20 protein-coding genes and 1 pseudogene are annotated in these 21,525 nt (G+C 67.8%); 7 read left to right on the top strand and 14 right to left on the bottom strand.

Annotated elements, in window-relative coordinates; translation table 11 throughout:
* The first annotated feature begins 69 nt into the window (after nucleotides 1-69).
* From SBP02_RS16555 to SBP02_RS16545, 3 genes are read left to right on the top strand one after another with little or no spacing between them, the layout of a single operon-like run.
* Entirely contained in the window at nucleotides 70-816 is a 747-nt protein-coding gene (locus SBP02_RS16555; protein WP_318643403.1) for a 5-oxoprolinase subunit PxpA, read from the top strand.
* Nucleotides 813-1,490, top strand: coding sequence for a 5-oxoprolinase subunit PxpB (gene pxpB / locus SBP02_RS16550; RefSeq protein WP_318643401.1), 678 nt, complete (start codon nucleotides 813-815; stop codon nucleotides 1,488-1,490). Before SBP02_RS16555 ends, pxpB begins: the two co-directional genes overlap by 4 nt.
* A complete protein-coding gene (locus SBP02_RS16545; protein ID WP_318643399.1) occupies nucleotides 1,487-2,407 on the top strand; it encodes a 5-oxoprolinase subunit C family protein in 921 nt (306 codons plus the stop codon). Before pxpB ends, SBP02_RS16545 begins: the two co-directional genes overlap by 4 nt.
* Before the next feature lie 62 nt (nucleotides 2,408-2,469).
* Here SBP02_RS16545 and SBP02_RS16540 read toward each other — a convergent pair whose 3' ends face one another.
* The 8 genes from SBP02_RS16540 to SBP02_RS16505 form a co-directional block, all read right to left on the bottom strand.
* Nucleotides 2,470-3,459, bottom strand: coding sequence for a peptide ABC transporter ATP-binding protein (locus SBP02_RS16540; RefSeq protein ID WP_318643397.1), 990 nt, complete (start codon nucleotides 3,457-3,459; stop codon nucleotides 2,470-2,472).
* Entirely contained in the window at nucleotides 3,459-4,433 is a 975-nt protein-coding gene (locus SBP02_RS16535; protein WP_318643394.1) for an ABC transporter ATP-binding protein, read from the bottom strand. The genes SBP02_RS16540 and SBP02_RS16535 overlap by 1 nt, the downstream gene beginning before the upstream one ends.
* A 10-nt stretch (nucleotides 4,434-4,443) precedes the next feature.
* Nucleotides 4,444-5,355, bottom strand: coding sequence for an ABC transporter permease subunit (locus tag SBP02_RS16530; RefSeq protein WP_318643392.1), 912 nt, complete (start codon nucleotides 5,353-5,355; stop codon nucleotides 4,444-4,446).
* Between the two features lie 13 nt (nucleotides 5,356-5,368).
* Nucleotides 5,369-6,379, bottom strand: coding sequence for an ABC transporter permease subunit (locus tag SBP02_RS16525; RefSeq protein ID WP_318643390.1), 1,011 nt, complete (start codon nucleotides 6,377-6,379; stop codon nucleotides 5,369-5,371).
* A 116-nt stretch (nucleotides 6,380-6,495) separates the two neighbouring features.
* Nucleotides 6,496-8,088: an ABC transporter substrate-binding protein gene (locus SBP02_RS16520; RefSeq protein ID WP_318643388.1), complete on the bottom strand. Its 1,593-nt coding sequence runs from the start codon at nucleotides 8,086-8,088 to the stop codon at nucleotides 6,496-6,498.
* Nucleotides 8,089-8,111: 23 nt separating this feature from the next.
* Nucleotides 8,112-8,267 (bottom strand): hypothetical protein, encoded by a 156-nt coding sequence (locus SBP02_RS16515; RefSeq protein WP_318643386.1) that lies wholly within the window; start codon nucleotides 8,265-8,267, stop codon nucleotides 8,112-8,114.
* A gap of 220 nt (nucleotides 8,268-8,487) precedes the next feature.
* Nucleotides 8,488-10,086: an ABC transporter substrate-binding protein gene (locus tag SBP02_RS16510; RefSeq protein WP_318643384.1), complete on the bottom strand. Its 1,599-nt coding sequence runs from the start codon at nucleotides 10,084-10,086 to the stop codon at nucleotides 8,488-8,490.
* A gap of 253 nt (nucleotides 10,087-10,339) precedes the next feature.
* Nucleotides 10,340-10,903 (bottom strand): helix-turn-helix domain-containing protein, encoded by a 564-nt coding sequence (locus SBP02_RS16505; RefSeq protein ID WP_318643382.1) that lies wholly within the window; start codon nucleotides 10,901-10,903, stop codon nucleotides 10,340-10,342.
* Between the two features lie 166 nt (nucleotides 10,904-11,069).
* Here SBP02_RS16505 and SBP02_RS16500 point away from each other — a divergent pair, with 166 nt between their 5' ends.
* A complete protein-coding gene (locus tag SBP02_RS16500) occupies nucleotides 11,070-12,299 on the top strand; it encodes a M24 family metallopeptidase (protein ID WP_318643380.1) in 1,230 nt (409 codons plus the stop codon).
* A 71-nt stretch (nucleotides 12,300-12,370) separates the two neighbouring features.
* Here SBP02_RS16500 and SBP02_RS16495 read toward each other — a convergent pair.
* The 3 genes and pseudogenes from SBP02_RS16495 to SBP02_RS16485 all read right to left on the bottom strand — a co-directional run.
* Nucleotides 12,371-12,643: pseudogene (locus SBP02_RS16495) on the bottom strand (ABC transporter substrate-binding protein); the annotation flags it as partial.
* A gap of 108 nt (nucleotides 12,644-12,751) precedes the next feature.
* Nucleotides 12,752-14,353 (bottom strand): ABC transporter substrate-binding protein, encoded by a 1,602-nt coding sequence (locus SBP02_RS16490; protein WP_318643378.1) that lies wholly within the window; start codon nucleotides 14,351-14,353, stop codon nucleotides 12,752-12,754.
* Nucleotides 14,354-14,575: 222 nt separating this feature from the next.
* Nucleotides 14,576-15,283 carry an SIMPL domain-containing protein gene (locus tag SBP02_RS16485; protein ID WP_318643376.1) on the bottom strand — a complete coding sequence of 236 codons (708 nt, stop codon included), beginning with the start codon at nucleotides 15,281-15,283 and terminating at the stop codon, nucleotides 14,576-14,578.
* 222 nt (nucleotides 15,284-15,505) lie between these two features.
* Between SBP02_RS16485 and SBP02_RS16480 the strand changes: the two genes are divergently transcribed.
* The 3 genes from SBP02_RS16480 to SBP02_RS16470 all read left to right on the top strand — a co-directional run bounded on the left by SBP02_RS16480 (nucleotide 15,506) and on the right by SBP02_RS16470 (nucleotide 18,405).
* On the top strand, nucleotides 15,506-16,759 hold the full coding sequence (locus SBP02_RS16480) for an ATP-binding protein (RefSeq protein ID WP_318643374.1): 1,254 nt from the start codon (nucleotides 15,506-15,508) through the stop codon (nucleotides 16,757-16,759).
* 23 nt (nucleotides 16,760-16,782) lie between these two features.
* Nucleotides 16,783-17,343 (top strand): response regulator transcription factor, encoded by a 561-nt coding sequence (locus tag SBP02_RS16475; RefSeq protein ID WP_318643372.1) that lies wholly within the window; start codon nucleotides 16,783-16,785, stop codon nucleotides 17,341-17,343.
* Nucleotides 17,344-17,463: 120 nt separating this feature from the next.
* Nucleotides 17,464-18,405: an AEC family transporter gene (locus SBP02_RS16470; protein WP_318643370.1), complete on the top strand. Its 942-nt coding sequence runs from the start codon at nucleotides 17,464-17,466 to the stop codon at nucleotides 18,403-18,405.
* A 10-nt stretch (nucleotides 18,406-18,415) separates the two neighbouring features.
* Here SBP02_RS16470 and SBP02_RS16465 read toward each other — a convergent pair whose 3' ends face one another.
* From SBP02_RS16465 to gatB, 3 genes are all read right to left on the bottom strand, one after another.
* Nucleotides 18,416-19,504 (bottom strand): calcium/sodium antiporter, encoded by a 1,089-nt coding sequence (locus tag SBP02_RS16465; RefSeq protein WP_318643368.1) that lies wholly within the window; start codon nucleotides 19,502-19,504, stop codon nucleotides 18,416-18,418.
* A gap of 101 nt (nucleotides 19,505-19,605) precedes the next feature.
* Nucleotides 19,606-19,977, bottom strand: a complete 372-nt coding sequence (locus tag SBP02_RS16460) for a septal ring lytic transglycosylase RlpA family protein (RefSeq protein ID WP_318643366.1) — start codon at nucleotides 19,975-19,977, stop codon at nucleotides 19,606-19,608.
* Nucleotides 19,978-20,075: 98 nt separating this feature from the next.
* Entirely contained in the window at nucleotides 20,076-21,521 is a 1,446-nt protein-coding gene (gene gatB, locus SBP02_RS16455; protein WP_318643364.1) for an Asp-tRNA(Asn)/Glu-tRNA(Gln) amidotransferase subunit GatB, read from the bottom strand.
* Between the last annotated feature and the right edge of the window lie 4 nt (nucleotides 21,522-21,525).

The raw sequence follows: 21,525 nt of genomic DNA, 5'->3' as shown, positions 1-21,525 counted from the left end.
GGCCGCGCTCGCCGAGCGAAGCCGGCGCCGGACTTTTCGTCGGGCCGGCTCGGCTCTAAGCTTGTCTCCATGAACAGACGAATACTGCTGAACTGCGACATGGGCGAGAGCTTCGGCGCCTGGAAGATGGGCGACGATGCGCTGGCCATGCCGCTGGTCGATCAGGCCAACCTGGCCTGCGGCTTTCACGCCGCCGACCCACTGACCATGCAGCGCACCGTCGAGCTGGCGGTGCGGCACGGGGTGCGTATCGGCGCTCATCCCTCCTATCCCGACCTGGTCGGCTTCGGCCGTCGCCATGTCGACTGCTCGCCGCAAGAGGTGACGGCGCTGGTGCTCTACCAGCTCGGCGCACTGGAGGCCTTCTGCCGCGCCGCCGGCACCCAGGTGGCCTACGTCAAGCCCCATGGCGCGCTGTACAACGATATGGTGCGCGACGATGCCCTGCTGGCCGCGGTGCTCGACGCCTGCGCCCTGTACCGCAAGGGCCTGCCGCTGATGGTCCTGGCCCTGGCGGACAACCGCCGCGAGCTGGAGTTTGCCGATGCCGCCGACGTGCCCTTGATGTTCGAGGCCTTCGCCGATCGTGCCTACCTGGCCGACGGCCAGCTGGCGCCGCGGCGCCTGAGCGATGCGGTGCACAAGGAGCCGCAGCGCATTCTCGACCAGGCCCTGGCCATCGCCCAGGGCGAGCCCTTCGCCGACATCGACGGCAAGCCGCTGCAGCTCTGCGCCGACAGCCTCTGCGTGCATGGCGACAATGCCGAGTCGCTGGCGGTGCTGCGGCGCCTGCGGGCCCTGCTGGACGCCGCGTGATTCGTCTCGAACCGGCCGGCGCGGAAGCCCTGCTGCTGGTGCTGGCCGAGCACCCCGACGGCCGCCTGCCGCAGCGTATCGCCCGGCTGGCCGCGCGTATCTGCAGTGAGCTGGGGCCGCTGCTGCGGGACCTGGTGCCCGGCTGGACCAGCCTGCTGCTGCACTACGACCTGCGCGCCACCGACCACGAGCAGTTGACCGCGCGCCTGACCCCGCTGCTGGACCTGTGGTTGGCCGAGGCCCTGGGCGACGACGACGGGCGCCTGCATGATATCCCCATCTGGTACGCCGGCGAGGACCTGACCTCGGTGGCGCGCTCGTGCCGCCTGAGCGTCGAGCAGGTGGTCGCGCTGCACAGCGCTGCCGAGTACCGGGTCGGCGCCATCGGCTTCGCCCCGGGCTTCGCCTACCTCGGCGAGCTGCACGAGCGCCTGGTGCTGCCACGCCGGGCCAGTCCACGTACCCGGGTGCCGGCCGGCAGCCTGGCCATCGCCGAACGCCAGACCGCGGTCTACCCCCAGGCCTCCCCGGGCGGCTGGCACCTGCTCGGCCTGTGCCCCTGGCGCCTGTTCGATGCCGGCCGGGAGCCGCCTTGCCCGCTGCTGCTCGGCGACCGGGTGCGCTTCGTGGCGGTGGATGAGGCGACCTTTCGCGCCGAGGGCGGCCCGCTGTGAGTGGCTTGCGGGTGCTCAAGCCCGGCCCCCTGAGCCTGTTGCAGGATGGCGGCCGTCACGGCTGGCAGCATCTGGGCGTATCGCCGGCCGGGCCCATGGACGGGCAGGCGGCGGCCTGGGCCAACCGCCTGCTGGATAACCCCTGGGGCTCGCCGCTGCTGGAGATCGCCCTGGGGCATGCCGAGCTGGAGGCCGAGCTGGATACCTGGCTGGCGCTCACCGGCGCCGAGGTTGCCGCGACCCTGGACGACGCGCCGCTGCCGCCCTGGTCGCGCTTCGCCATCCGCGCCGGCCAGCGCCTCAAGCTTGATTACGTCCGCAGTGGTCAGCGCGCCTACCTGGCGGTGGCCGGCGGTTTTCAGGCCGCGGCGCTGCTCGGCAGCGTCAGCGCCCAGCAGCGCGAGGGCCTCGGCGGCCTGCACGGCACGGGCGAGCCGCTGCGCGCCGGCGACCTGCTGGCGTGTCGGCCGGCCAGCCTCGGCGGCGGCCTCAGCGTGCCCTGGCGCTATCGGCCCGACTACCGCGCCATGCCCTTGCTGCGGGTGATCACCGGCGGCGATGCGAGCGACTTCGGCGAGGAGCAGGTGCAGGGCTTCTTCGCCCGGACCTGGCAACTCAGCCCGCAGTCCGACCGCATGGGCGCGCGGCTGCAGGGCGAAGCCATGACGGCGCCACGCCGGCAATGGTCGCTGGGGGTGGCGCGGGGGGCGATCCAGGTGCCGGCGGACGGTCAGCCGATCATTCTCCAGGCCGACCACCAGACCATGGGCGGCTACCCGATCCTCGGCTGGCTGCACCCGCTCGACCAGTACCGCCTGGCCCAGTGCCCGCCCCACCAGGCGCTGCGCTTCACCCCGGTCAGCGTCGTCGATGCCCAGGCCGAGCTGCGCGCCTTCTACCGCTTTTTCGGACGCTAGAACGGAATTCACCGGGAGTAAGCCCGGTGAATTCCGTGTGCCGTCAGTCTGTGGTGGGCGCTTCAGCCATTGATCGTTTCCGCGTGGTGGCAGGCCACCTGCCGGGTATCGAGCAGGCGCAGTGGCGGCAGTTCGCTGCGGCAGCGCTCGGTCGCATGGGGGCAGCGCTGATGGAAGGCGCAGCCCGCGGGCGGATCGAGGGGGTTGGGCAGTTCGCCGGCGATCTTGATCTTCGGCTTGAGCGGATCGGGGTGGATGGCCGGAGTGGCCGAGAGCAGGGCCTGGGTGTAGGGGTGCAGCGGGCGGGCGTAGATCGCTTCGCTGGGGCCCATCTCCACCGGGCGGCCGAGGTACATCACCAGCACCTCGTCGGCGACGTGGCGCACCACCGAGAGGTTGTGGGAGATGAACACGTAGCCGGTCCCGTATTGTTCTTGTAAGTCCATAAACAGGTTGAGCACCTGGGCCTGGATCGATACGTCCAGCGCCGAGGTGGGCTCGTCGGCCACCAGCACCTTGGGCTGCAGCATCATCGCCCGGGCCAGGGCGATGCGCTGGCGCTGGCCGCCGGAGAACATGTGCGGGTAGCGCTGGTAGTGCTCCGGGCGCAGGCCGACCTGCTGCATCATCGCCTGCACCCGTTCCCGCCGTTCGCCGCGCGACAGCCGGGTGTTGATCAGCAGGGGCTCGCCGAGCTGGTCGCCGATCTTCTGCCGCGGGTTGAGCGAGGCATAGGGGTTCTGGAACACCATCTGCACGTCGCGGCGCAGCTGCGCGCGCTGGGCCTTGCTGGCGCCGGCGACTTCCTGGCCGGCGATCTGCAGGCTGCCCGAGCTGGGTTCCTCGATCAGGGTCAGGGCGCGGGCCAGGGTCGACTTGCCGCAGCCGGATTCGCCGACCACGGCCAGGGTCTTGCCGGCGGCCAGGTCGAAGGACACGCCGTTGAGCGCCTGGACCCGGGCGCTGGGCTGGAACAGGCCGCGCGACACGCCGTAGTGGCGGGTCAGGTCGCGGGCGGTGAGGACATTAGCGGCGGACGCAGGCGCGCTCATCAGGCCACCTCGGCATTCAGGTTGAGGGGAAAGAAGCAGCGCACCGCGCCGCGCTCATGGGGCTCCAGGGCCGGCCGCTGCTCGCGGCAGCGGGCCTGGGCATAGGGGCAGCGTGGGGCCAGCAGGCAGCCGGTGGGGCGGTCGTAGCGCCCGGGCACTATGCCGGGCAGGGTGGCCAGACGCCGGGCACCGAGGCTGTGCTCGGGGATCGCCTTGAGCAGCGCCTCGGTGTAGGGGTGGGTGGGGGCGTCGAACAGCTGCGGCACGGCGCCCACCTCCACCGCCTGGCCGGCGTACATCACGCAGACCCGCTGGGCGGTTTCGGCGACCACGGCCAGGTCGTGGGTGATCAGCACCAGGGCCATGTCCTGTTCGCGCTGCAGGCCCAGCAGCAGCTCCATGATCTGCGCCTGGATGGTCACGTCCAGGGCCGTGGTCGGTTCGTCGGCGATCAGCAGCTTGGGTTCGGCGGCGATCGCCATGGCGATCGCCACGCGCTGGCTCATGCCGCCGGAGAGCTGGTGCGGATAGGCCTTCAGGCGGCTGGCGGCGGCGGGGATCTCCACCTTCTCGAGCAGTTCGAGGGCCCGCTGGCGGGCCGCCTGGCCCTTGAGGCCGAGGTGCTGGTGCAGCACCTCCTCGATCTGGAAGCCCACGGTGAAGCTGGGATTGAGCGCGGTCATCGGGTCCTGGAAGACCATCGACAGGTCCTTGCCGACGATGTGCCGGCGCTGCTTGCCCTTCAGGCGCAGCATGTCGGTGCCGTCGAACTGCAGGCTGTCGGCGCTGACGATGCCGGGAGCCTCGATCAGGCCCATCAGCGCCATCATGGTCACCGACTTGCCGGAACCGGACTCGCCGACTATGGCCAGCACCTCGCCGTGGTCGACGCTGATATCCAGGCCGTCGACCACCGGTACCGCCTTGGCGTCGCCGAAGCGCACGCTGAGATTGTTGATTGCTAGCAGGCTCATGGGCGGCTCCTCAGACGGCGTTCTTGAGTTTCGGGTCGAGGGCGTCGCGCAGCCCGTCGCCCATCAGGTTGATCGCCAGCACGCTGAGCAGGATGGTCAGGCCGGGCAGCGACACCACCCACCAGGCGCGCTCGATGTAGTCGCGGGCCGAGGCCAGCATGGTGCCCCACTCCGGGGTCGGCGGTTGCACGCCGAGGCCGAGGAAGCCCAGGGCGGCGGCGTCGAGGATCGCCGAGGAGAAGCTCAGGGTGGCCTGGACGATCAGCGGCGCCATGCAGTTGGGCAGCACGATGACGAACATCAGGCGGCCCAGGCCGGCGCCGGCCAGGCGCGAGGCGGTGACGTAATCGCGGCCCACCTCGCCCATCACCGCGGCCCGGGTCAGGCGCACGTAGGCCGGCAGCGAGACGATGGCGATGGCGATCACCGTGTTGATCAGCCCCGGGCCGAGGATGGCGACGATGGCCACCGCCAGCAGCAGCGAGGGCAGGGCCAGCATCACGTCCATCAGGCGCATGATCGAGGGACCCAGCAGGTGCGGGAAGAAACCGGCGACCAGGCCCAGGAGGATGCCCGGGATCAGCGACAGCAGCACCGAGGACAGGCCGATCAGCAGCGACAGGCGGGCGCCGTGCATCAGCCGCGAGAGCAGGTCGCGGCCCAGCTCGTCGGTGCCGAGGAGGAACTGCGCCTGGCCGCCCTCCAGCCACGCCGGCGGGGTCAGGAGGAAGTCGCGGTACTGCTCGCTGGGATCGTGCGGCGCCACCCAGGGGGCGAACAGCGCGCAGAACAGGATCAGCAGCATGAACAGCAGGCCGGCGACCGCGCCCTTGTTGTGGGCGAAGGCCTGCCAGAACTCCTTGAGCGGCGAGGGGTAGAGCAGGCTCTGGTCGATGACCGGGATGTCGGTGGAAGCATTCATGGTCCGGTTCTCCTCAGCGCTGATGGCGAATGCGGGGGTTGGCCAGGCCGTAGAGGATGTCCACCACGAAGTTGACCAGGATCACCAGGCAGGCGATCAGCAGGATGCCGTTCTGCACCACCGGGTAGTCGCGGGCGCCGATCGACTCGATCAGCCACTTGCCGATGCCCGGCCAGGAGAAGATGGTCTCGGTCAGCACCGCGCCGGCCAGCAGGGTGCCGACCTGCAGGCCGAACACGGTGAGCACCGGGATCAGCGCGTTGCGCAGGCCATGCACGAACACCACCCGGGCCGGCGACAGGCCCTTGGCCCGCGCGGTGCGCACGTAGTCCTCGCGCAGCACCTCGAGCATCGCCGAGCGGGTCATGCGGGCGATCACCGCCAGGGGGATGGTGCCCAGCACGATGGCCGGCAGGATCAGGTGCTGCAGGGCGTCGAGGAAGGCGCCTTCCTCGTCGGAGAGCAGGGTGTCGATCAGCATGAAGCCGGTGCGCGGTTCGATGTCGTAGAGCAGGTCGATGCGCCCGGACACCGGGGTCCAGCCCAGGCCCACGGAGAAGAACATGATCAGCAGCAGGCCCCACCAGAAGATCGGCATGGAGTAGCCGGCCAGGGAGATGCCCATCACCCCGTGGTCGAACAGCGAGCCGCGCTTGAGTGCGGCGATCACCCCGGCCACCAGGCCCAGGCTGCCGGCGAACAGCAGGGCGGCCAGGGCCAGCTCCAGGGTGGCGGGGAACAGGGTGAGGAATTCGTGCCACACGCTTTCGCGGGTGCGCAGCGACTCGCCCAGGTCGCCCCGGGCCAGGTTGCCGATGTAGTCCAGGTACTGGGCATACAGCGGCTTGTTCAGGCCCAGGCGCTCCATGGCCTGGGCGTGCATCTCGGGGTCGACCCGGCGTTCGCCCATCATCACTTCCACCGGGTCGCCGGGGATCATGCGGATCAGCGCGAAGGTCAGCAGGGTGACGCCGAAGAAGGTGGGGATCAGCAGCCCCAGGCGTCTGGCGATGAAACTAAGCATCGTGGCGAGTCACTCCTCATCTGTAGGTTCGCCCACCGTGCTTGTGGCCGGGGTGGACGAAGCGCTTCTGGTTGGGAAGTTCCGTGACAGTCGCTACGACCGCCGCGGGGCTTCCTTCACTCCACCCGGGTAGCGGCGAAGTTGTTGCTGGTTAGCGGGCTGATGGTGTAGCCCTTGACGTTGTCGCGGCGCACATTGAACAGCTTCGGATGGGCCAGTGGAATCCACGGCGCCTGCTGGTGGAACAGCTCCTGCGCCTGTCGATAGAGCTTGGCGCGTTCGCCCGTATCGATGACGCTGCGGGCCTGTTGGGTCAGTCGCTCGAAGTCTGCATGGCACCAGCGTGCCTGGTTTTCCCCGGTTTCCGCCGCCGCACAGCTCAGATTGGGGCTGATGAAGTTGTCCGGGTCGCCGTTGTCGCCGGCCCAGCCGAGCAGCACCAGATCATGTTCGCCGCCCTTGGAACGCTTCAGGAGTTCGCCCCATTCCAGGGCGCGGATAGTCATCTCGATGCCGGCGTTGGCCAGATCAGCTTGCATCATCTGTGCCGCCAGTGCCGGGTTGGGAATGGTCGGCGAGCTGCCGTTGCGCACGAACAGGGTGATCTTCAGCTGCTCCACCCCGGCCTCCTTGAGCAGTGCCTTGGCCCGTTCGGGGTCGTGTGGCCAGTCCTGGATGTCATGGTTGTAGCCGAGCAGTGTAGGCGGATAGGGATTGACCGCCGGACTCGCGGCGCCGGGGCCGAACACGGCGCCGAGGATGGCCTGCTTGTCGATGGCCAGGTTGATCGCCTGGCGCACGCGGGCGTCGTCCAGCGGCGGGTGCTGGGTGTTGATCGCCACGTAGGTGGTCAGCAGGGCGTCGATCTCGTCCACCGCCAGCGTGCCTTCGGCCTTGATCCCCGGCACGTCGACCGGCTTGGGGTAGAGCGCCACCTGGCACTCGCCGGCACGGATCTTCTGCAGCCGCACGTTGGGGTCGAGGGTAATGGCGAACACCAGGTTGTCGATGGCCGGCTTGCCGGCGAAGTAGTCCGGGTTGGCCTTGAAACGCACCAACGCGTCCTTGGCGTAGCGGCTGAGGATGAACGGACCGGTGCCGATCGGCAGGTTGTTCAACTGGTTCGGCGTGCCGGCGGCGAGCAGCTGGTCGCCGTATTCGGCCGAATAGATGGAGGCGAAACCCATCGCCAGATCGGCGAGGAAGGGTGACTCGGGACGACTGAGGGTGAAGCGCACGGTCAGCTCGTCGAGCTTGTCCACCGCGCTGATCAGCTCGCGCATGCCCATTGCATCGAAGTAAGGGTAGCCGCGTGGCGACAAGGCATGCCAGGGGTGCTTGGGGTCGAGGGCGCGCTGGAAAGACCAGAGCACGTCGTCGGCGTTCAGGGTGCGGCTCGGGGTGAAGTAGTCGGTGCTGTGGAACTTCACCCCAGGGCGCAGGTGGAAGGTGTAGCGCAGGCCGTCGGCGCTGATTTCCCAGCGTTCGGCCAGGCCGGGGACCAGCTCGGTGGTGCCCGGTTTGAAGGCCAGCAGGCGGTCGAACACCGTCTCGGCGGTGGCGTCGGCGGTCACCGCCCCGGTGTACTGGACGATGTCGAAGCCCTCCGGACTGGCTTCGGTGCACACCGCCAGGCTCTTGGCCTGGACCAGCGGGGCGCTGGCGCCGAGGGCGAGCAGTAGGGGCAGGTAGCGGAATGTCGGATGCATGGCGTCTCTCCTTGTGGCTGGCATCAGAGCAGATTGAACGGGAAGGTGCTGAGCCGGCGTACGTCATCGGCGCAGCCGTCGGCCGGGGCGCTGGGCGACTGCTCGCCGGCCTGGCTCTGGCTGCCCGGGGCGAGCAGCGCCAGGGCAGGAGAAATTCGGGTGGGTCGGGATACGCTCATCGCTATTGATCCTGGGTTATCGCGACTACAGAGGAACAAGGAGTACCGGTAAGAACCCACCGTTGCCCAGGGCCGAGGCCGGGGCGACGCATACGAGGGCATCCTTGCGAACGTGTGCGGCAGTGACGGGGAAACACTCTTGCGCTCTGCTGGCGGATAGAGCACGCAATAGATTCGGCTGGCCGGCGGGCGGGGACGCCCGCCGGAGGCTCGCGAGGGGCTAGCCGCCGTTGCCGACGCCGTAGAAGGAGTTGCGGCCGAACGGGCTGATCTTGAAGTCTTGCACCGTCTTGCGCATCGGCTGGTAGACCGTGGAGTGGGCGATCGGGCTGATCGGCACCTGCTGCTGGATGATCTGCTGGGCCTGCTGGTACAACTCGCTGCGTTGGCCCGGGTCGGTGATCGACTTGGCCTGCTTGACCAGCTTGTCGTAGCCGGTGTCGCACCACTTGGAGAAGTTGTTGCCGTTGACCGAGTCGCAACCGTAGAGGGTGCCGAGCCAGTTGTCCGGGTCGCCGTTGTCGCCGGTCCAGCCGATCAGCATGGCGTCGTGCTCGCCGGCGTGAGCGCGCTTGATGTACTCGCCCCATTCGTAGCTGACGATCCTGGCCTTGATGCCGACCTTGGCCCAGTCGGCCTGGAGCATCTCGGCCATCAGCTTGGCGTTGGGGTTGTAGGGGCGTTGCACCGGCATGGCCCACAGGGTGATCTCGGTGCCTTCCTGGACGCCGGCGGCCTGGAGCAGCTCCTTGGCCTTCTGCGGGTCATAGGCATGGCCCTGGATGCTCTCGTCGTAGGACCACTGGGTCGGCGGCATGGCGTTGACCGCCAGTTGGCCGGCCCCCTGGTACACCGCCTCGATGATGGCCGGCTTGTTCACCGCCATGTCCAGCGCCAGGCGCACCTCGCGTTTGTCGAAGGGCGCGCGGGTGACGTTGTAGGCGATGTAGCCGAGATTGAAGCCCGGCGCGCTGGGCACCGCCAGGTCGGGGTCCTGCTGCAGCGACGCGAGGTCGGCCGGACGTGGGTTGAGGGTGATCTGGCATTCGCCGGCCTTGAGCTTCTGCGCCCGCACCGAGGCGTCGGTGTTGATGGCGAAGATCAGGTTGTCGATCTTCACCTCGCCCGGCCGCCAGTAGTCCTGGTTGCCGGTGAAGCGGATCTGCGCGTCCTTCTGGTAGCGCTTGAACACGAAGGGGCCGGTGCCGATCGGCTTCTGGTTGAGCAGGTGCGCCTTGCCCTGCGCGAGCAGCTGGGCGGCGTACTCGGCGGAGTGGATGGCGGCGAAGTTCATCGACAGGTTCTGGATGAAGGCCGCGTCGACCCGGTTGAGGGTGAAGGTGACCGTCAGGTCGTCGAGCCGCTCCACCTTGGCGATGTTGCTGTCCAGGCCCATGTCGGTGAAGTAGGGGAACTCGCTGGGGTAGGCCTTACGGAACGGGTGGTTCTTGTCGAGCATGCGGTTGAAGGTGAACAGCACGTCGTCGGCGTTGAAGTCGCGACTGGGGGTGAAGTAGTCGGTGCTGTGGAACTTGACCCCGGGGCGCAGGTGGAAGGTGTAGAGCAGGCCGTCGTCGCTGGTTTCCCAGCGGGTGGCCAGTGCCGGCACCGCACGGGTGCTGCCGCGCTCGAACTGGGCCAGGCGGTTGAACAGGGTTTCCGAGGCGGCGTCGAAGTCGGTGCCGGTGGTGTATTGGCCGGGGTCGAAGCCGGCGGGGCTGCCCTCGGCACAGAACACCAGGTGGCTAGCGGCGGCGTGGGAAGCGGCGAACATCAGCCCGGCCGCGATCGCGGCCCGGAGCGGGGTAGTCTTGCGCATGCAAACCTCATTGTTGTTTTTCTGAGGGTCTCGTTTGCGGCAGCCTTGTGGGCCGCTGCCCTTGAGTCACTGCGCCGCGGCATCGGGGGGGAATCTCGAAGGGACATTCCGGCCCTGACGGCGGCCCCGTTCGCCTGGACATCTCCGGCGAAGTGGGCTCGAATTTAAGTCATGCTAAAAATGCGGTCAACAGAAATTAAGTGTGACTAATATTTGGCGGTCGGTCCGCAGTTGCCGCTCTGGGCCGCCGGCGTTATGGCGTGCCGTGGTCGCCGAACAGGCCCAGGGTGGTGACCGTGAGCACCTCGGCCACCTCGCTGCCGGCGTTCGCCAGGCAGTGAGTCTTGCCCGCATCGAAGTGCACCGAGTCGCCCGGGCCGAGGGGGTAGTCGCGCCCCTCGATGGTGTAGACGATGCGTCCGGCCAGCACATAGGCGAATTCGCTGCCTTCGTGGGCGATCAGTTCCGACTGGTAGCCCACCGGCATGCTCATCTTCACCGCATTGAGCAGGTTGCCCGGAAAGCTGCTGGTCAGGCGCTCGTAGGCCAGGGGCTGGCCCTCGATGGTGTAGCGCACGCGCTCGCCCTGGTGCGAGTCGGGCTGCAGCTGCGGGGGCTGGTCGAACAGGGTGTTGAGCGGTACCCCCAGCGATTTGGCGATGCTCGCCAAGGAGGAGATCGACACGCCGGTGAGGTTGCGCTCGGCCTGGGACAGGAAGCTGGCGGTCAGGCCGGACTCCGCCGCGACCTGTTCGAGGGTCTTCTTGGCTTCCCGGCGCAAGCGGCGCAAGCGTTCTCCGATTCGATCTGCGGGCATGGGTAGGGCTCTTGAGGGGAGGCGACAGTATACCGATTGGCACCTGTCAGGAAAGGCACGAGCCTGCCTGGATTTAAGCTGTGCTTAAAATTGTTTTGACGAAAATTTAAGCATTACTTAAATTATGCGGCTCTCTCATCACCTAAGCCGCAGACCAGGAGTGCCTATGACCGTGGGGGTAGGAGGCAAGACGCCGGAGCAAGCGCTCGCGTTGCTGAACACTATGATCGAGGGCGCGCAGCCCATCGCCTTGGCCGAGTACCAGGCGCGCATCGAGCGGGCCCAGGCCTACATGCAGGCGCGCGATATCGCGGCCATTTACCTCAATGCCGGGAGCAACCTGCAGTATTTCACCGGGGTCAGGTGGCATCCCAGCGAGCGCATGGTCGGCGCCATCCTGCCCGCCAGGGGGGCGCTGGAGTACATCGCGCCGGCGTTCGAGGAAGGCACCGTGCGCGATTTCCGGGAGGTCGACGGGCACATCAACACCTGGCAGGAGCACGAGAGCCCCTATCGGTTGCTGCTCGACACCCTGCGGCGCATGGGCGTCAGCCCCAGGGGTGAGCAGGCGCCGCGGGTGGGGCTGTGCGCGTCCCTGGCCTTCTTCATGTTCGACGCTATCCGCCAGCTGGCCGGCGGCTATGAGTTCATCGATGCCGGCGAAGTCAGCGGCCACTGCCGGCGGCGTAAATCGGCGGCGGAGATCGCCTTGATGCAGCGGGCCAAGGACATGACCCTGGCGGTGCACAAGGCCGCGGCGAGCATCCTGCGCGAGGGCATCAGCAGCACCGAGGTGGTCGAGTTCATCCATCAGGCGCACCGCCGGGTCGGCGCCCCGGGCTCCACCTTCTGCATCGTGCTGTTCGGCCCGGCCAGCGCCTTCCCCCATGGGGTGAAGCGGGCGCAGACCCTGCGGCGGGGCGACATGGTGCTGATCGATACCGGCTGCCAGGTGCAGGGCTACCTGTCCGACATCACCCGCAGCTACGTGTTCGGCGAACCCAGCGCGCGGCAGCGCGCGTTCTGGAATCTGGAGAAGGCCGCCCAGCTCGAGGCCTTCGCGGCCGCCCGGCTGGGCTCGCCCTGTCAGGCGGTGGATGCGGCGGCACGGCGGGTGCTCGAGGCCGGTGGTTTGGGGCCGGATTATCAACTGCCCGGCTTGCCCCATCGCACCGGCCACGGCATCGGCCTGGACATCCACGAGGGGCCCTACCTGGTGCGGGGCGACGAGACGCCGCTGGAAGAGGGCATGTGTTTCAGCAACGAACCGATGATCTGCGTGCCCGGGGAGTTCGGCGTCCGTCTGGAAGACCACTTCTACATGAGCGCCGCCGGCCCGCGCTGGTTCACTCAGCCGAGCCATTCGCTCGACGACCCCTTCGGCCTGCAGGCCTGATCGTCTCAGCGGTCGGCGGCGCGCAGCCTGACCCGGGCGTAGTTGTTCGAGCCCATGGGGCTCAGCACGAAGCCCTGGCGCAGCTGAAGGGTGTAGCTCAGGCCGTCGGCTGAGATGTCCCGGCGCTCGGCGAGGCCGGGGACGACCTCGGTGCTGCCGGGGGCGAAGCGTACCAGGCGCTCGAAGAGGGTTTCCGCGCTGGCGTCGGCGGTGGTCGCCGCGGTGTACTGGACGATATCGAAGCCTTCCGGGCTGGCTTCGCTGCAGACCACCAGGCTGGCACCGGCGGCCAGCAGGACGGCGCAGAGCAACAGGCGGATAAAGGCATAGGGCGTGTTCGGCATAGGGCCTGTCCCGACGCTGCTCGGGGGGGCATGGCGCCGCCCGGACAGGCCGGTGCTGGCGCGGAACCCGGGGCGGCGGGTGAGCCGACCCGGGCATTCACTCAGGGATTACTGGCCGACGCTCACACCGTAGAAGGAGTTAAGCGCGAACGGACTGATCCTGAAGTCCTTAACCTCCTTGCGCATCGGCTGGTACACGGTGGAGTGGGCGATCGGGGTGATCGGCACCTGTTCCTTGAGGATGACCTGGGCCTGCTTGTACAGCGCGGTGCGCTCGGCCACGTCGGTGGTGCGCTTGGCCGCCTTGATCAGCTTGTCGTACTCCTCGAAGCACCACTTGGAGAAGTTGTTGCCGTCCACCGCGTCGCAGCCGTACAGGGTGCCCAGCCAGTTGTCCGGGTCGCCGTTGTCGCCGCTCCAGCCGATCAGCATGGCGTCATGCTCGCCGGCCTTGGAGCGCTTGAGGTACTCGCCCCACTCGTAGGTGACGATCCTGGCCTTGATGCCGACCTTGGCCCAGTCGGCCTGGAGCATCTCGGCCATCAGCTTGGCGTTGGGGTTGTAGGGGCGCTGCACCGGCATGGCCCACAGGGTGATCTCGGTGCCTGCCTCGACCCCGGCGGCGGCGAGCAGCGCCTTGGCCTTCTCCGGATCGTAGCCGGCGTCCTTGATGCTGTCGTTGTAGGACCACTGGGTCGGCGGCATGCCGTTGACCGCCAGCTGGCCGGCGCTCTGGTACACCGCGTCGATGATCGCCTGCTTGTTCACCGCCATGTCCAGGGCCTGGCGCACCTGCAGTTGATCCAGCGGCGGATGGGTGACGTTGTAGGCGATATAGCCATCGTTGAAGCCGGCTTGGGACGGCATGTGGATGTTCGGGTCCTTGGCCAGCGAATCCAGGTCGGCCGGGCGCGGGTTGAGGGTGATGTGGCATTCGCCGGCCTTGAGCTTCTGCATGCGCACCGAGGCGTCGGTGTTGATGGCGAAGATCAGGTTGTCGACCTTGACCTCGTCGGGCTTCCAGTAGTCCTGGTTGCCGGTGAAGCGGATCTGCGCGTCCTTCTGGTAGCGCTTGAACACGAAGGGGCCGGTGCCGATCGGCTTCTGGTTGATGTCGGCGGCCTTGCCGGCCGCGAGCAGCTGCTCGGCGTACTCGGCGGAGTGGATCGACGGGAAAGGCATCGCCAGGTTCTGGATGAAGGCCGCGTCCACCTGGTTGAGGGTGAAGCGCACGGTGAGTTCGTCGAGCTTCTCGATCTTGGCGATATTGGTGTCCAGGCCCATGTCGGTGAAGTAGGGGAACTCGCTGGGGTAGGCCTTGCGGAACGGGTGGTTCTTGTCGAGCATGCGGTTGAAGGTGAAGAGCACGTCGTCGGCGTTGAAGTCGCGGCTCGGCTTGAAGTACGCGGTGGTGTGGAACTTCACGCCGGGGCGCAGGTGGAAGGTGTAGATCAGGCCGTCCTCGGAGACCTCCCACTTTTCCGCCAGGCCGGGGATCACCGCGGTGCCGCCCCGCTCGAACTGGGTCAGGCGGTTGAACAGGGTTTCCGCGGAGGCGTCGAAATCGGTGCCGGTGGTGTACATGCCGGGGTCGAAGCCGGCGGGGCTGCCCTCGGAGCAGAACACCAGGGTGCTGGCGGCATGGGCGACAGGAGCGCTGGCGATCAGCCCAGCGACGAGCATGGCCTGGATGACGGCGTTTTTACGCATAGTGACCTCATTGTCTTATTTTGATTGTCATCGTGAGGGGCCCCTTGTGGGGGCCTCGACAGAAACTATGCACGGCATAGGCCGGAGGCAAGCGACATCTTCTGTACAAGGCCTGAACTGTAGGTCAACTATAAGTTCTTGTCGCATTCTGGATATTTTGCGGGGAAAATCCGCGAATCAGCCGCTATCTGGCGATAACGGCGGACCACAGACAGGCTCCGATCAGGGCATCTGCACCTCGATGACGCCGTCGGCGTTGATCGTCACCTGGCTGGTGCCGGCTTCGATTTCCGGCGTCGGTGCCGCCTCCATCATCGCCATGCCCTTGGCCATGCGCATCGGCATCGGCGGCTGGAAACCACCGCTGTTGAGGTTGAGACTGACCAGCTTGTAGCCGCTGCCGCCGAGGGCCTCGGTGGCCAGCTGGGCGCGGGCCTTGAAGGCCGTCACGGCATCCTTGAGCAGGGCGTCCTCGTGGCGCTTGCGGGTCGGTGCGGCGATGCTGAAGTCCATGCCGGCCATCTTCAGTGTCTCCAGCATCTGGCCGGTGAGTTTCGACAACGCGGCGAAGTCGGCGCTTTCCAGGCGCAGCTCGGCGCGCTCGCGCCAGGCGGTGATCTGCTGGCGCTTGTCGTCGTAGACCGGGTAGCTGTGGCGGCTGCCGAGGGCCACGCTGACCCCTTTGGCGGCGCGGGCCTGCTTGACGGCGTCGTTCAGGGTGCGGGTGATCTGCGCGGCAAGCCTGGCCGGATCGTCGTCCTGGGCCTCGCTGTAGAGGGTGACGTGCATCAGGTCGTGGGCGATCTCCTGGCTGACCTCGGCACGCAGGGCGACCTGGTTGTAGCGCGCCTCGTCGGCCAGGGCGGGGAGGCTGAGCAGGGTGGCGGCCCCGAGGGCGAGGGCAGTGGCGAGACGGGATAGTGGCTGCATGACGGCTCCTTGTGAGCATTGCGCGCACGGGCGTGCGCATTCCTGGGGTAGACGAAGTTATCCGACTTTCCGGGTTGGCCGCAGTTCCTGTTTTCGCGAAATAGTGCGAGTCCTGCTCAGGCGTCGTCGAAACACGCCCGCTGCGGCCAGTTGCCGCAGTGGGCGGCGCGGAGCCTTGGTTATACTCGCTCGGCTCGCAAACCGCGGCTATCTGGAGAGCCCATGCTCGCACCCGTGCAGTTGTTGTCGGCCAGTCGACAGAACCTCTGGCGCCTGACCCTGATTCGTATCCTGGTGCTGGCCGCGCAGGCCGGCTCGGTGGGCCTGGCCTACCACTCGGGCCTGCTGCCCCTGCCCTGGCTGGAACTCAGCGTCACCCTGGGCGTGTCCTTCGTCCTCTGCCTGCTCACCGCCGTGCGCCTGCGCGGCCCCTGGCCGGTCACCGAGCAGGAGTACGCGGTGCAGCTGGGCTGCGACCTGATCATCCACAGCGTGCTGCTGTACTACACCGGCGGCTCGACCAACCCCTTCGTGTCCTACTACCTGGTGCCCCTGACCATCGCCGCGGCGACCCTGCCCTGGCTGTTCACCATCGTCCTGTCCGGCCTGGCCCTGGCCGGCTATACCCTGCTGCTGGTGTGGTCCCATCCCCTGGAGTTGCCCCCGGGACCGCGGGAGAGCCTGCTGATCTACGGCATGTGGCTGAGCTTCGCCCTGGCCGCGGCGCTGATCACCTTCTTCGTCGCCAAGATGGCCGAGGAGTTGCGTCACCAGGAGGAGCTGCGCGCCGAGCGCCGCGAGGAGGGCCTGCGCGACCAGCAGCTGCTCGCCGTGGCCACCCAGGCCGCCGGCGCCGCCCATGAGCTGGGCACGCCGCTGGCGACCATGAGCGTGCTGATCAAGGAGCTGCGCCGCGAACACCAGGAGCCCATGTTGCAGGAGGACCTGGCGGTGCTGCAGGAACAGGTCCGGCTGTGCAAGGACACCCTGCAGCAGCTGGTGCGTGCCGCCGAGGCCGACCGTCGCCAGGCGGTGGTCGAGCAGTCCTGCGTCGAGTGGCTGGAGACCGCGCTCAACCGCTGGCACCTGATGCGCCCCGAGGCCAGCTACCGCTACCAGTGCGTCGGCCGCGGCACGCCGCCACGGCTCATGCCGCCGGCGGACCTGACCCAGGCCCTGCTCAACCTGTTGAACAATGCCGCCGACGCCTGCCCGGACAAGCTCGACGTGCGCCTGGACTGGGATCATCAGTGGTTGCGCCTGAGCATCCGCGACCACGGCGCCGGCGTGCCCCTGGCCATCGCCGAGCAGCTCGGCCGGCCCTTCTTCACCACCAAGGGCAAGGGCTTCGGCCTGGGACTGTTTCTCAGCCAGGCCAGCGTCACCCGTGCCGGCGGCACGGTAAAGTTGTATAACCACGAAGAGGGCGGCACCCTCACCGAGCTGAAGCTGCCGCGGGCCTACGGCCGGACCTGAGCCCGGCCAGAAAGGAGTGAGACATGAGTGACGAGCCGCTGTTCGATGGCGAAGAGCAACCCCACCTGTTGCTGGTCGACGACGACCCGACCTTCACCCGGGTCATGGCCCGGGCCATGAGCAGCCGCGGCCTGCGGGTGTCCACCGCCGGCTCGGCCGAGGAGGGCCTGGTCCTGGCCCAGCAGGACCTGCCGGACTACGCCGTGGTCGACCTGAAGATGGAGGGCGACTCCGGCCTGGTGCTGCTGCCCAAGCTGCTGGAGCTGGATGCCGAGATGCGCGTGGTGATCCTCACCGGCTATTCGAGCATCGCCACCGCGGTGGAGGCGATCAAGCGCGGCGCCTGCAACTACCTGTGCAAGCCGGCCGATGCCGACGACGTGCTGGCCGCGCTGCTGACCCAGCATGCCGACCTCGACAGCCTGGTGCCGGACAACCCCATGTCGGTCGATCGCCTGCAGTGGGAGCACATCCAGCGGGTATTGGCCGAGCACGAAGGCAATATCTCCGCCACCGCCCGGGCCCTGGGCATGCACCGGCGCACCCTGCAGCGCAAGTTGCAGAAGCGTCCGGTACGGCGCTGACACAGCGGGCAGGGCGGCTCGGCTAGCGGGCTGGACGTTGCCCGGCCGGGGCGGAAAACCGCGGCGCTTTTTCGGCGATGACGGTATCATTAGCCGGCTAACTAATAGTCCGGGGTCGCCATGCTCGCCGTCGTCCAGCAAACCCTCGCCGTCACCGCACCGGTCTTCGCCATGCTGTTTCTCGGCGTGGTGCTCAAGCGCTTGGGCTGGATCGACACGGCCTTCATCAACACCGCCTCGTCCCTGGTGTTCCGCGGCACCATGCCGACCCTGCTGTTTCTCGGCATCGTCAGGGCCGACCTGAGCACCGCGTTGCAGCCGGCGCTGCTGCTCTACTTCGTGCTGGCGACCCTGGCGTGCTTTGCGATCGCCTGGGGCTGGGCCATCTGGCGTTGCCCCACGGCGGATCGCGGCATCTATACCCAGGGCGCCTTTCGCGGCAACAACGGCATTGTCGGCCTGGCCCTGGCCACCAGCCTGTATGGCGACTACGGCCTGGCGGTGGGCAGCGTCCTGGCCGGGGTGGTGATCCTCTGCTACAACGTGCTCGCGGCCATCGTCCTGGCGATCTACAGCCCCGTCGGCAAGTCCGACCCCCGGGCGATCGGCCTGAGCATCATCCGCAATCCGTTGATCGTCGGCGTGCTGCTGGCCATGCCGGTGGCCTACTGGCAATGGCCCCTGCCGAACTGGCTGCTGCTGTCGGGGCAGTACTTCGCGCAGATGACCCTGCCCCTGGCGCTGATCTGCATCGGCGGCACCCTGTCCCTGGCCTCGCTGCGCGAGAGCAGCGCCGTCGCCCTCAGCGCCAGTGCGATGAAGATGGTCTGGCTGCCGCTGCTGGCGACCCTGGGCGCCTGGCTGTGGGGTTTTCGTGGCGCCGACCTGGGTATCCTGTTCTTCTACTTCGCCAGTCCCACCGCCGCGGCCAGTTTCGTCATGGCCCGGGCCATGGGCGGCAACCACCAGCTGGCCGCGGTGATCGTGGTGGTCACCACCCTGGCCGGGGTGGTGACCATCAACCTCGGTCTGCTGCTGTTGCAGTGGGCCGGCTGGACCTAGGGCGCGAGCCTCAGGCGGGGCGCTGACGATGCCAGGCGCGGGCGCCGACCACCAGCAGGGTCACCGCGGTCAGCGGCAGGGCATAGCCGAGCATGGCGGCGGCGAAGATGTCGGCGAAGGGCCGGGCGTTGGCCGTGAGCACCAGGTACAGGGTGTAGGCCGCGTAGTAGGCCAGGAACAGCAGGCCCTCCCAGCGGTTGATGCGGTAGCCGGAGAAGAAGATCGGCAAGCAGGCGATGCTGACCGCGATCATCACCGGGAAGTCGAAGGCCAGGGCGTTGGCCGGCACCGTGATCGGTAGCGGCGACACCAGCGAGGCCAGGCCCAGCACGCAGAGCAGGTTGAAGATGTTGCTGCCGACTATGTTGCCCACGGCGATGTCCCGCTCGCCCTTGAGCACCGCCATCACCGAGGTCGCCAGCTCCGGCAGCGAGGTGCCGACCGCCACCACGGTCAGGCCGATCACCAGTTCCGACAGGCCCAGGGCGCGGGCCAAGCCGACCGCACCCTCGACCAGCAGGTTGGAGCCGCCGACCAGCAGCACCAGGCCGCCGATCAGCAGGCCCAGGTTGATCAGGCTGGCATGGGGCTTGGGCGTCTCGTGCAGGCCGAACTCCTTGGCGAACTCGTCGTCGGCGCCGCTCTGCTCCTTGCGACTGCTGACGATCAGGAAGCCGGTGTAGGCCAGTACCCCGGCGAACAGCAGGGCGCCATCGAGCCGGCTCAGCTGGCCGTCCCAGGCCAGGGCCAGGGTGAGCAGGCTGGCGCCGATCATGATCGGCACGTCCAGGCGGATCAGCTGGCGCGACACCACCAGCGGGGCGATCAGCGCGGTGGTGCCGAGGATCAGCAAAACGTTGGCGATGTTGCTGCCGAGCACGTTGCCGATGGCCAGGTCGCCGCTGCCGTTCACCGCGGCCTGCACGCTCACCGCGGTTTCCGGGGCGCTGGTGCCGAAGGCCACCACGGTCAGGCCGATGATCAGCGGCGGGATGCCGAACTGCGCCGCCAGTTTGGCGGCGCCGCGCACCAGTACTTCGGCACCGGCTACCAGCAATAGCAGGCCGGCGATCAGGTAAACGAAGGTCATCAGGGTCATGGCGAGGGGCTCCAGAAAGGTGCGGCCAGTGTAGCCATCCGCACGCGCTGGGCTAGAGGGGCAGGGCGGTTATTGGTAACCGCGTGTAAAGGCCGGGCGCGTCAGTCGGCCAGCGCTTGCACGCGCACCGGCACCACGCCGGCGCGGAGCATGTCGAGGCGTGCGGCGGCCTCCTTCGACAGGTCGATGATGCGCCCGCGGGCATAGGGGCCGCGGTCGTTGATGCGCACCACCACGCTCTTGTCGTTGCGCAGGTTGGTCACCTGCACCCGGCTGCCGAACGGCAGGCTGCGGTGGGCGGCGGTCAGGGCGTGCTGGTCGAAGCGCTCGCCGCTGGCGGTCTTCTTGCCGTGGTGGCGGGCGCCGTAATAGGAGGCCTTACCTTCGGCGCTGTAACCGCCGTCGGCGACGCGCTGGCCGGCGCAGCCGGAAAGCAGGGCGAACAACGCCAGCAGCAGAGCGAAACGATGCATAGGTAGTCTCTCCGGATGGATAAACGCCGGGGCAGGCCCCGGCGTCGCATGTTGCCGACATCCCTGTGTGCCGTTCGGGCCTTGGGGCCCGGCCCGGCTTACCCTTCGAGCTTCTGCTTCAGCAGTTGGTTCACCTGGCCGGGGTTGGCCTTGCCCTTGGAGGCCTTCATGGCCTGGCCGACGAAGAAGCCGAACATCTTGCCGCGCTTGGCTTCATCGGCGGCGCGGTACTGCTCGACCTGTTCGGCATTGGCCGCCAGCACCTCGTCGAGCATGGCCTCGATGGCGCCGGAGTCGGTGACCTGCTTGAGGCCCTTGCTCTCGATGATCGCGTCGGCGTCGCCTTCGCCGGCGGCCATGGCCTCGAACACCATCTTGGCGATCTTGCCGCTGATGGTGTTGTCCTTGATGCGCAGGATCATCCCGCCCAGCTGTGCGGCGGAGACCGGCGACTGCTCGATCTCCAGACCTTCCTTGTTGAGCAGGCTGGACAGCTCGCCCATCACCCAGTTGGCCGCCAGCTTGGCGTCGCCGCAGACCTGCTGCACCTGCTCGAAGTAGTCGGCCAGCTCGCGGCTGGCGGCCAGCACGCTGGCGTCGTAGGCCGACAGGCCGAATTCGCGCTCGAAGCGCTCGCGCTTCTGCACCGGCAGCTCCGGCAGGCCGGCGCGGATCGCCTCGAGGAAGCTCGGCTCGATCACCACCGGCAGCAGGTCGGGGCAGGGGAAGTAGCGGTAGTCGTTGGCTTCTTCCTTGCTGCGCATCGAGCGCGTCTCGTCCTTGTTCGGGTCGTACAGGCGGGTTTCCTGCACCACCGTGCCGCCGTCCTCGATTAGCTCGATCTGCCGCTGCACCTCGTGGTTGATGGCCTTCTCGATGAAGCGGAAGGAGTTGACGTTCTTGATCTCGGCGCGGGTGCCGAACTCGGCCTGGCCCTTGGGCCGCACCGAGACGTTGCAGTCGCAGCGTAGCGAGCCCTCGGCCATGTTGCCGTCGCAAATCCCTAAGTAGCGCACCAGGGCGTGGATGGCCTTGACGTAGGCCACTGCCTCCTTGGCGGAGCGGATGTCCGGCTCGGAGACGATCTCCAGCAGCGGCGTGCCGGCGCGGTTGAGGTCGATGCCGCTCATGCCGTGGAAGTCTTCGTGCAGGCTCTTGCCGGCATCCTCTTCCAGGTGCGCGCGGGTGATGCCGATGCGCTTGACCGTGCCGTCTTCCAGGGTGATGTCCAGGTGGCCCTTGCCGACTATGGGGTGGTCCATCTGGCTGGTCTGGTAGCCCTTGGGCAGGTCCGGGTAGAAGTAGTTCTTGCGCGCGAAGACGTTCTTCGGTGCGATCTCGGCGTCGATCGCCAGGCCGAACTTGCAGGCCATGCGCACGGCTTCTTCGTTGAGCACCGGCAAAGTGCCGGGCATGCCCAGGTCGACCAGGCTGGCCTGGGTGTTGGGCTCGGCGCCGAAGCCGGTGGCGCTGGCGGAGAAGATCTTCGATTGGGTGCTGAGCTGAGCGTGGATCTCAAGCCCGATGACTGTTTCCCATTGCATCTCT

This window comes from Pseudomonas benzenivorans, from assembly GCF_033547155.1.
In the GTDB taxonomy this organism is placed as follows: Bacteria; Pseudomonadota; Gammaproteobacteria; order Pseudomonadales; family Pseudomonadaceae; genus Aquipseudomonas; species Aquipseudomonas benzenivorans_B.
This window is presented reverse-complemented; position numbering and strand designations above follow the sequence as displayed.